We start from the raw sequence: 10,719 nt of genomic DNA on the forward strand, positions 1-10,719 counted from the left end.
TTTTTTGAGATGTTCGTGACGGTCGGCCGATCAGATCAGGCCCGGTTCCCACAGCGCCGACAGGTCGAAGCGATCCCGCACCAGCGCGAAGCGGGCGAGATCGTCGGCGACATGCTGCAGGCTTGCGATGGCGGCCTTGGCGGGCGGGACGATCAGGGCGGGCCGGCTTGCCTCGCGGGCCAGGCGCTGGAACAGGGCGGCGGGCTGGCTGCTGAGTGTTGCCGACAGCGCCGCCCAGCGTTCCGGGTTTCGCTCTATCCATTGCCAGGTCGCCTGTTCCCGGCGCAGATAGTCACGGATCGCTGCTCGCTTGAGCGGATCGGCCAGCGCGGCCGGATGGGCGGAAATGCAGAAATTGCCCGAATAGAGACCGGCGACCGATCGGACGATCCAGCGCCCGCCGAGCAGGCTTTCGGTCAGCAGGGCGGAAATGCCGCCGGTGACGATCGCTTCGACATGACCACGCGTGAAGGCGGCATTGGCGTCGTTGGCGGGCAGGCCGACGGCCTGCATGTCGGACAGGCGCAGATCATGCGCTTCGAGCAGCTTGAGCAGATAATAATGATTGTTGGTGTTGGGCGTGTAGGCGATGGTGCGTCCGCGCAGATCGGAAAATCGCCGTGCGCTCGATCCCTTCACCACCAGCACGCCGCTATTGTTCACGTCGCCCTGGTGGGTCGCGATCAGCCTGAGCGGCGTGCCCGACTGCAGCGCGAAAGCCGGCGGGATTTCGCTCATATAGGCATAGTCGAGCGCGCCGGCGGCATAGGCGTTGAGCACCAGCGGGCCGCCGGGCAGGTCGACATAGCGGACCTGATAGGGCGTGTCGGCCTGTCCCGCCGCCGCCATGAAATTGCCGGCCGTCGTCTTGTAGCGCCAGACGCTCAGGGTCACGTCGGACAATGCCCGTTCCGTGGCCGCGCCGCATCCGGCCAGCGTCAGGGCGCCGGCGCCGGCTAGCAGCGCCCGCCGGGAATAAAGCTGACGGGGCATCAGTCGAGCAGATCGGGCTGCGCGCGGACGATCTCGTCCCAATAGGGCAGGAAGCTGAGCCAAGCCCATCCTTCCCGCTGGTCGGGAGAGGGGCGCTGGGTCGGTGGATCGATGATCGGTGTTCCGGCAGCCCGTGCCGCCAGTTGCACGCGGGCCGCGCTTTCATAGGCGATGAAGCGCCAGGCCGCGCTTTCGACGCTGTTGCCGACGGTCCAATGACCATGATTGGCCCACAGCAGGATGTTGCGGTCACCCAGTGACCGGACGAATTGCTGCGCGACGGCGTCACGACCAGCGGCGGCATCTGACAGGCGATCGGGCACGAAGACCACCTGATCCCCATGGAAGGCGGCGAGGTCGGCGATGATCGGCTCGATCGGCTGCCGGAAGGCGGACCAGGTCTTGGCATGGAAACTATGGGCATGGACGATCCCGACGACATCCGGCCGGACGCGCTGGACGGCATGATGATAGGGGATGCCGGAGATATTGACCGGGCCGTCACCTTCGACGACCCGCCCGTCGCTGTCGATCCGCAGCAGGTCCGATACCCGGATATGGGAAAAGGGGACGCCGACCGGATTGACCCAGAAATGGTCGGTATGTTCAGGGTCGCGGGCGCTCAAATGTCCGGCCAGGCCAGGCTCGACGCCATGCTGGGCCAGCAGGCGGAGCGACGCGGCCAGTTGCTGTTTGCGGTGCAGCCGTTCGTCTTGAACTGTGCGCCGGGCCGCTTCCGCATGCAGCCGTGGCGCATCGCCATCGCGGGGGACATTATGGATACGAGGGCGCCGTAGCGCCGGGTGCGAGAATTCGTCCGCGTGACTTTGCGATATTATCGTCATTCACCGCTCTCGTTGGCAAACGTGGTTGGTGATGTTTTTTTAGATATTTCTCGTGACATGTATCAAATGACTATGGCGTCATTTGAATTGTAAGATTGAATAGGTGAACATTATTTTCTTATGATTTTCTCATTTTTATCATTGCCGCAACTTATCGGTCGTTGATCGACATGCTCAATCTGGCGGGATCAGGGCCAGATTCTGGATTGCTGCCAGCCCCCATTGGGCTGCGCCATTTGTCGACAGGCCGGGAATCTCCACGATGCCGTCGCCCGCCTGCATGGTCGTCAGCCCCGGTTTCAGTTCGCCATCCTGAAATTCGTTCCAGGCGCGCGCTGCCAGCGCCGTGTCCTGCAGCGCGTGCGCGGCATAGGCGGTCAGGCGCGAATGGGCCTGGCGCAGATTATGACCGCGTGGCGCTTCGCCAAAACGCCTTTTCCATTGGTCGGCGGGGGCGTTGTACCATTTGCAATAATCGATCCAGGCCGCCCGATAGCCGGGCGCATCGACCAGCGGCAGAAGTTCGGCCATGATTTCGACAATGCCGAAGACCGCGTTGAGGTGGCTGACGCTGATATGATCGCCGCCGGACACGAAGCGGCCGCTGGCGAGATCGAAATTGGCGCCGCCGGCCCACCATTGGCGGGGCAGGGCGGCGATGCTGTCCATGCCGGCCAGGATCCGGTCGCGCCAGCGGCGGTCGCCGGTCCTTTCCCATTCGGTGAACCAGGCCGCGACCAGGCTGCCCCAGCTTGTGCCGAAGGACAGCTGGATCACGCCGTCCGGTAATCCTGCGGGTTTGACGACAGCGCCGACCCCGCCGGGCGGCAGCGATTCCGGCGCCCGATCGGCAACCTTGCGGCCAATATCCACATGTTGCAGCGCGCGGTCGGAATGGACCAGCGCCCGCATCAGGTCGCCGACCCGTTCGTCGCCGGACAGATAATAGAAGATGCGGCGATAGGCAGCATTGGATACGCGCGGCTGCTTGCTGCTGTCGCTCCAGTGCTGGACGCCATGGCGCGTGCCAAGGCCAGCCCAGGGGCCGGCATGATAGACGTCGACCTCGCCTGTGTGCCGGGTCATCGCTTCCGCCATGCGGAATATGTCCGCTCGGCCCGATCGCAAATAGCTGTACCAGAACCACAGGTCGGTCGACAATTCGCTATTGTCCCAGGCATAGCCGCCAATGTCGTAACGCCATTGGTGCCGGTCGCTGTCATAGCTGTGCATCACGTCGCCATGGTTCCAGAAACCATACCAGTGGCGCCGGTCTATCTCGTCGCCATAATGATCGATCAGCAGGTCATTCTGTCGCTCGATCGCCAGCGACAGGGCGCCACTGGTCGCGCGCGGCGCCCAATCGCCGAACACGCCGGCGGCATGAATGCGATCCGGCTGGACCTGCAACCGGGCGGGGCGGGCCACCTGGGCGGCATAGCTGTCCAGCGTTGCGGCATCGGGCGTCGCGGGCAGCGCCCAGAGCCATAATTCATTGGTGCGGGCGATGCCTTTGGCCTGATCCCAGCCGGGTTCATAATCCTCATAGGTCATGTCCAGCCCGTCATTCTGGCGGGCATAGTCGGTCATTCCCAGCACATCGCGATAGGAGCGCATGTCCATGGCAGGCGCGTCTGGTGCATGCAGCCAGGCGGTCAGGTCGGCCGTGTCCCCCGCCGCGCCGTCAATGTCCAGTTGGACCGGATGGCGTTTCCAAAAATCGGCCATGCCGATCGCCCCGCCGCCCGAGGGCGTGCCGACATAGGCCAGCCCACGGGCACGATCGCCTTCCAGAGACTGGATCGGCGCACGCCCCTTGCGGGTGCGCTTGGTCAGGGTGAAACCCTGGGCATTGCCCTGGAACAGCCGGAAATCGCCCCATGCCGGGATACTGTCGAGCAACTGGCGCAGCCGATCCGGCAGCGTGTCGACCGACGGCGTTGCGCGTCCGTCAATCTGTGCCTGACGAAAGGCTTCACCGACATCGCGGCGCAGGCCCGTGAGCGGTCGAACTGCTTCACTGAACAGGCTATGATCGGTGGCGATGCGGACATGTCGATCGTGCAAGGGCGCGGCCATCGGCACCTGCACCCGGATCCCCAGACCGCGCAGGAAATCGCGGTCTGCATCGCCATCCCAGATGAAGCTGTGGACGATGCGCACGGCGGGACTGTTGGCGGTGAAATAGAAGCGCAGGCTGAAGGGCAGCCATTGGCGGCCGTTGCCGACATGGCTGCCCTCCACCTTGACGACGGCTCGGACCGGGCCGCTTTGTTCGACGGTCAGCGCATCGATCCGGCTGGTATAGCGCTGAACCGACAGATTTTCCGATTCCTCGTCGGACGCCGCATTCTGGGCGCTGGCCAGCAGATGGACATTGCGCAGCAGGGTTTGGCCATCCCGTTCTGCCGCGGCGATGATGGCGCTGCCTGTGCGCGGCAGTCGCCAGGATGTCGCGGCAACATGCACCAGCACGGCATCGGCCTGCTGTTCGACGCGGACGGGATGCGCGGGAGCCGGATTGCGTCCGATGCCGATCGAGATATGGGAGGGGGCTCTGTCGATCATTGCCGGCAGCGCATGGCCGCTCCATTTGATCGTTCCGTCCGGCCAATAGGCCAGTGGCCAGCTTTGCAGCGGCAAGATGGCACCATCTGCACCATGCACCTGAAGCCTTTCTGTCCCGCGCAGCGTGCCGCGGGGCCAGGGCGTGCCCCAACTCTGGCCGCCGTCCCAGGCTGGCGGGCTTCCGTCCAGCCAATGCACATTCGTTGTCGGCAGCGCCTTCGCGGTGCGCGCGGGTGTCGGCAGGGCGAGCACGGCGCCACTCAGCAGACTGGACTGGAGCAGGGCGCGGCGGGAGAGGGACATGCGGTTTCCTTGGGTCAGCGAAGTGCGCGGACGGTGAAGTCGCGTATTTTCAGATGGCTGGCGGTGGTGCGCAGGGCGAAGTGTCCATGGGTGTAGGGATGATCGTCCTGAAAGGCGAACAGTCGTCGGCCATCGCGCAAGAAGGTGATCTCGTTCCCGTCCGCGGTCAGGATGATGTCTTGCCAGCGATTGGCGACCAGCATGTCTTCGGACCCGCGCCGGTCGTTTTCCGGCAATAGCGGCCGGTCGCCGACGCGGCCGACATAGCGGCGAAAGCGGGTGGTGCTGTTGCCGTTGCCGCCCAGCCCGACATAATAGGTCTGCAGGCCGTCATACTCCTCGAACTTGCCGCTGCGCGGCCGGGCCAGGACATCGCCGTCTGGCACCGCGGGGTCATTGGCCATCCAGAAGCAGTTGAGGTCGCTCACCCGATCATGCGGTCCGCCCTGTGATACGGCCTGCGCCCGATAGCGGATTTCGAGAGGCCCGTAGAGCAGGGGGCGAAACCACAGGGTAAGCCCGGCGGGCGCCTCGATGTCGAGCGTTCCATGCTGCGCGCTGACGCGGGTGGGGGCTTCGGTTTCCACCTGCCATTGGCCAAGGCCATGACGGAAATCGTCCCGATGTAGCAGGCGGCCGGTTGCGGCACGGGCAAAGGCCGGCAGGAGCGAAGCCCCCGCCAGGCCTGCCAGCGTATCGCGCCGCGTCACAGCTTTGCCCTGACGCCGAAATAGATACGGCGGCCATAGGTTTCGATGACATTGCGGCGATAGATGCTGTTGGCATTCTCGATCCGGGTGGAATCGGTCAGGTTGACGCCCTCCAGGAACAGCGAGACATGCGGATTGACGACATAGCTGGCTGACCCGTCCAACTGGCCGAACGCTTCGCCGAAGGACGGATTGTTGCCGCGATCGACCGCGTTGATCAGATAGCGGCTGCGCCAGTTATAGGAACCACGAATGGCGAAGCGCCCGTCATCGTAGAAGAGCGAGGCATTATAGCTGTTTCGCGACACGCCGGGGAAGGGAAGGCTGGCATTGGTGAAATAGTCACGCCCTTCATAGCCCTTGTCCTTGTTGTAGGTGTAGTTGGCGATCACGCCCAAATGGCTCAACATGCCGGGCAGGAAATCGAGGCCCAGTTGCACGCCGGCTTCCACGCCCTGGATGGTGACATGCTGGGTGCCGTTGACCGGCAGGCGAATGGTGTAGACCTGTCCGTCAATTTCCTCCTCACGGCTGTCGGTGTCGATGAAGGACTTGATGTCCTTGCGGAAGGCCGTGACCGACAGATAGTTGGTGCGCGAGATATAATATTCGACGCCCAGATCATATTGCCAGGCGCGATAAGGCTTCAGCCCCGGATTGCCGCGCGATCCGGTCAGCCCGACGGGATCGAGCCGGACATTGGGCGCCATTTGCGAAGGAGCTGGGCGGGCCAGCACGTCCGATGCGGTGGCGCGCACCACCAGCCTGTTCGGGACGAGTTCGGCCCGCAGGTTAGCGGACGGCAGCAGCACGGTATATTCGCCGGTGTAGCGGGCAGGGGTGATGACGCCGCCGCTGCTCTGGCTACCGGTCGATATGGTGCGGGTGTGGACGAGGCGCGCGCCGAACACGCCCGACAGGTCGAAGCCCAGATCGGCCTTGAACGCGGCCTGGCCATAGCCGGCAATGGTTTCTTCCTTCACCCGATAGGTGTCGAGCGGCGATATGCTGGTATAAGGATCGGGAATGCCGATCGCGTTGGCGAGGTCATCGCCCAGGTTCCACCAGCGGTCGATGCCGGAAAAGCCAAGGTCGCCGGTCTTGAAGAAGCTGCCGTCGCCCATGCCGCCATAAGTGTTGAGCAGGCTCTGGATCGTCGCGAGCCGGGCGGCGGGCGTCGTGGTCGCCAGAACCTGCGTGCCGCTGATGCCCGACCGGGTCAGGGTCGTCTGGCCGGTGATGCCGTTCAGCGTATAGACCGCGTTGCTGAAGCGGCTGCTCGACACCAGCCTGTTCTGTTCGATACCGCCCTTCAGCGATGTCAGCAGGCCGTCATTGTCGGGGCGATATTCGGCGTCGAATTTGGCGCCTTGTTCCTGCTGGCGGTTGAGACGCGGCCGTGCCTCGACGGACAGCGTGTTGATGCCCTGGGTCGTGGTGGTGTCGATCGGCAGGATGATGTTGGGCGCATGCTGCGGATTGTCATAGTCGATGGTGATCCAGGGCAGGGCGTCCTTGCCGGAGACCGACGCGGTCACGTCGACCTCGTCATTGAAGACGCGCGACGCGGCATAGGTGCCGCGGGCCGACAGCTTGACCTTGCCGACTTGCCATTCGGCGCCGACGATGCCGTTGAAGGTGCGACGGCGCAGCCCGCCGATGACGCTGCGATAATTGACGCTGGGGCCGGTTCCGGCGGCGCTGTTGTTGACGAAGGTGACGGTCTGGGCGGTTTCGTCGCGGATCACGACGCCGGTCGGGTCGATCCCGCCATTGGCCACCGACTGGGTGGTGGAGAGTTGCAGATACTGGTCGTCCGATCGCGTATTGCTCTTGGTAAAGGTGCCCTCGACATAGGCCTTGAAATTATCGTCCGGGCGCCATTCGACGATGCCATTGAGGGCATAGCGCTTGGTCGGCTCGGTCGCGGTGATGTAGCGCGGAATGTCCGGGTAGAAATCGCCAAAACCGCTGCCGTCCAGGTCGACGCAGCGGGCCTGGTTGCGGCCCGACAGACAGTTCTGGCTGGCGGGCGTTGCCGGTTGCACCGTTTCCACCTGGCGCCAGCCGGTAGTGCGCGCCTGGTCGTAGCGGATGGTGCGATCTTCATAGGTGCCCGACAGCAGCACGCCGATCGTGTCATGCGCGAACAGCTTCGAACCGATCAGCGCGAATTTGGGATCCACCTTGTCCGCCAGTTCATTGTAGATGCCCTGTGCCGACCCGGCCAGATAGCCTTCCTTCGCATCGAACGGGCGGCGCGTGATGATCCGTACCGTGCCGCCCAGGCCGCCTTCGGTCATGTCGGGTGTGGCGGACTTTAGCACTTCGAGGCGCGAGACGAATTCGGCGGGCAGGTCGCGGAAGTCGACCGCGCGGTTGCTGCCATTCCCTGCGGCTGCAGCGATCGAGGTCGAGAGGGCGGACTGGCCGTTGATCTCGACCCGGTTGAGTGATGGATCGGCGCCGCGAATGGTGATCGCCTGGCCCTCGCCACCGCCACGGGTGATCTGGACGCCGGTCACGCGCTGAAGTGCTTCACCGATATTCTTGTCGGGAAACTTGCCGACATCCTCGGCCGAGATGACGTCGACGACCTGCGCGGACTGACGCTTCACTGCCAGCGCGTCGGCAAGGCTCTTGCGGATGCCGGTCACGACGATGTCGGAGCGTTCCGTCGATCCCTCCTGGCTATTTTGCGGCGTGGACTGATCCTGCGCCTGGGCGAAGGTGGATGTTGTGGAGAGCAGCAGGAAGACGGCGCTGGTAAGACGATGCACGACAGAGGACCCCTTTTGTCGGACTATTGGAAGAGGGGCGGGCTAAAGATAACGGAATTGGTAGACAAAAAAGTTTTTCTACCCCGGCATGAAGGGACGGGCGGTGGCCGCTGCTCCTATTAGCAACGCTAAACGTTTGAAATTGGGACTTTGATGCTGGCGGGGATGGCGACAAGGGGATTAGGCATCGTCGGCGCGCATGAGCGCATCGGGCTCGGTCATGACCTATGAGATATATTCATGAGTCAAGAATGGGGCTACTTGCCTTTGACCGTCGTGCAGCGCTCCTGACAGAAGGATAGGCGTGAGTAAGTAGAGAGCTCACGACCCATTCCGGACTCTCAGGTGCGGATCTTTCGTTCCCAGGAACGGAAGGCGTCACGAACATATGCTTTCCCTGCGATCTTCAATGCCCGCTCGAGAGATACCCACTTGCGTTCACGAAAATAGTCTTCCGGCCAGTAAGCAAGTTCCGTGGTCACCGCGATGCGGAAGAAAATGAAGCGAACTGCGCCGGGCATGTCCTGCCCACTACGCTTTTTGACAAGAATATCTGCAACAGGTTCAGGCTGCGCCGCTCCCAGTACGCCAGCTTCTTGCATCGCCTCTCGCGCGGCCGCATTATGGGGCAGCATGCCGCGCGGAACACCGCCTTTGGGCAGGATCCACTGCTTCTTCTTGCGGGATGTGACAAACAATATTTCGAGGCCGTCCGGCGTCCGCCGGTAGGGGATGGCGACGGCCTGCACTTGATGTCCGCCAGCGTCGATGCCGGATGGCTGTGTCAGTGGCGTTGTTCCAGCTTGGGCATAACCCGCTGGCGCACCAAGGTTGCTTCTGCATCACATCCTTCAGCCTTTTCGCCGTTGAGACGCAACGTTTGCAGTTCGGTGCGGGCCGCTGCCAGGTCTGCCTGATAGGATGTTTTGGTCGACACGACTGCCATGGTGGCTGACGCTGACACCATGCCTGCCTCGACTGCGCTTTCATTATGGGCGCCGCAAATGAAGCGGCTGTCGCCATAAGCCCGTCCGCGTTCGAGTATCTGCTGGGAGCGGTCCGGCGCCACGGCGGTGAGAACCAAGGCCCATGTCCATCCTCTGGTCGTGTGACCAGACGGATAATCATAGCTCATGCGCTGCGCTTTCTCGTCGTAGAGCTCTGATTGCGGCTGGCAGATCTGACCCCGATCGATCGTGAAGGGCCGATGACGCTGGAACACTTCCTTTGCGCGCGAACTCTGTCGCCCAGTATCGGCGCCAGCCCGCTGCAGAAGATGAACCAGATTGGGGGAATTCTGCTCAGTGAGCTTGATCCCGACCGAACAGCTGAAGTCCCGCAGAAGGGCTTGCGTCCCGGTTTCTGCATCCAGCGCCGCCATCTTCCAGCGATCCGAGCCAATCATCCGCCTGGTAGCCTTGAAGATTTTTCGGTCAGTCTCGTAGCGAGGATCGCCGGCTCTTGGAGCCGGTTCCAGGACATGGGTCACGTCAAATTCGCCCTCTGCCAGATAACCGACGGGACGGTCGGCCGCGAGGCCAGACGTTGCGCCGAGAATCATGGCGGCCAGGAATGCGATTTTCGCCGGACGGCGCATGAGAACCTCGATCATTCTGTACAAGCTGAGAGCCAGCATAATGCCAGCAACAAAGCAGACAAGGGCGGTATGAGGTCGTATCGCAAGTTTTGTTAAATTAAGATGCTGATATTACGCGGTTATAATATGGATTTGGCCGAACATTTGGAAAAATAAATGTTCTGCAAATCTTGCCCTGAAACGCGCAGGGGAAAGGCAAGGGATCATTCGTTCAATGGAGGTCCCCCATGCCGAAGCCCACGCGCCTTTCCCTGGCAGCGCTTTGCCTTGTTCCCTTGTCTGCCTGTGGTGGCAGCGGCAGCGAAGGGGGTGCAACCACACCTGCGCCGCCGGTGGCAACGACGAACGAGACATTGACCAATCTCGTCGCATCACAAAGCTTCGACACCGCCTCTACCACGCTCACGGCCACGTTCACGGATCCGCGTGACGTGCCCTCGAACGTTACGACAAGCCAGAGCGGCGGGTTCGCGAACGGTGTTTCGCTCTCCTACGACGCGACCAAACGCACCTACACCATCGCGATAAACCAGGGTGGCATCAGCGAGAGCATGACCTATGCGGCCAGCCATCTCGATGATGACCCGGCACGCAGATTCATCGAATATGAGCGCGATGCCGCCAACGGCGACGACACCACACTGCTTCTGCGTCGCACGGGAAGCGCCAATAATGGCACCAGCCTTTCTTATCTCAGCTATGGTCTGTGGGAGCGCGAGATCGACCAGGCAGGCAATAGCGACCTCGAGCGCTGGGCCATGTTCGTCTGCCCGACCCATCGCGGTCGCTCTGCTCCTAGGCCGTAAACTCATAAAAAGCCTTGAGGATTGGCGATTGGCGTGATTCAGAGGCCTCCAGAGTTGGAGGGCTTGATGGCACGGCGGCGGTACGAACTGACAGATCGGGAATGGGCGATTATCGAG

Annotated in this window: 8 protein-coding genes; 1 reads left to right on the forward strand and 7 read right to left on the reverse strand. The window is 62.6% G+C overall.

Annotated features, from left to right (window positions below):
• Positions 1-30: 30 nt before the first annotated feature.
• From CG471_RS18955 to CG471_RS18985, 7 genes are all read right to left on the reverse strand, one after another.
• A complete protein-coding gene (locus CG471_RS18955; RefSeq protein WP_180275741.1) occupies positions 31-993 on the reverse strand; it encodes an ABC transporter substrate-binding protein in 963 nt (320 codons plus the stop codon).
• Positions 993-1,838 carry a class II aldolase/adducin family protein gene (locus CG471_RS18960; RefSeq protein WP_099233023.1) on the reverse strand — a complete coding sequence of 282 codons (846 nt, stop codon included), beginning with the start codon at positions 1,836-1,838 and terminating at the stop codon, positions 993-995. Before CG471_RS18960 ends, CG471_RS18955 begins: the two co-directional genes overlap by 1 nt.
• 174 nt (positions 1,839-2,012) lie before the next feature.
• Complete coding sequence (locus CG471_RS18965; RefSeq protein ID WP_099233025.1) at positions 2,013-4,709, reverse strand: Tat pathway signal sequence domain protein; 2,697 nt, start codon at positions 4,707-4,709, stop codon at positions 2,013-2,015.
• Positions 4,710-4,723: 14 nt separating this feature from the next.
• On the reverse strand, positions 4,724-5,419 hold the full coding sequence (locus tag CG471_RS18970; RefSeq protein ID WP_099233027.1) for a DUF6250 domain-containing protein: 696 nt from the start codon (positions 5,417-5,419) through the stop codon (positions 4,724-4,726).
• The gene (locus CG471_RS18975; RefSeq protein WP_099233029.1) at positions 5,416-8,199 is read right to left on the reverse strand and encodes a TonB-dependent receptor; all 2,784 of its coding nucleotides are present in this window, start codon (positions 8,197-8,199) and stop codon (positions 5,416-5,418) included. Before CG471_RS18975 ends, CG471_RS18970 begins: the two co-directional genes overlap by 4 nt.
• A 341-nt stretch (positions 8,200-8,540) precedes the next feature.
• The gene (locus CG471_RS18980) at positions 8,541-8,948 is read right to left on the reverse strand and encodes an NUDIX hydrolase (RefSeq protein WP_180275742.1); all 408 of its coding nucleotides are present in this window, start codon (positions 8,946-8,948) and stop codon (positions 8,541-8,543) included.
• 35 nt (positions 8,949-8,983) lie between these two features.
• Positions 8,984-9,811: a phosphatase PAP2 family protein gene (locus tag CG471_RS18985; RefSeq protein ID WP_257211605.1), complete on the reverse strand. Its 828-nt coding sequence runs from the start codon at positions 9,809-9,811 to the stop codon at positions 8,984-8,986.
• Positions 9,812-10,023: 212 nt separating this feature from the next.
• Here CG471_RS18985 and CG471_RS18990 point away from each other — a divergent pair, with 212 nt between their 5' ends.
• Complete coding sequence (locus CG471_RS18990) at positions 10,024-10,602, forward strand: hypothetical protein (protein ID WP_143560248.1); 579 nt, start codon at positions 10,024-10,026, stop codon at positions 10,600-10,602.
• Positions 10,603-10,719 lie beyond the last annotated feature (117 nt).

Source organism: Sphingobium sp. IP1, from assembly GCF_002708645.1.
Lineage (GTDB): Bacteria > Pseudomonadota > Alphaproteobacteria > Sphingomonadales > Sphingomonadaceae > Sphingobium > Sphingobium yanoikuyae.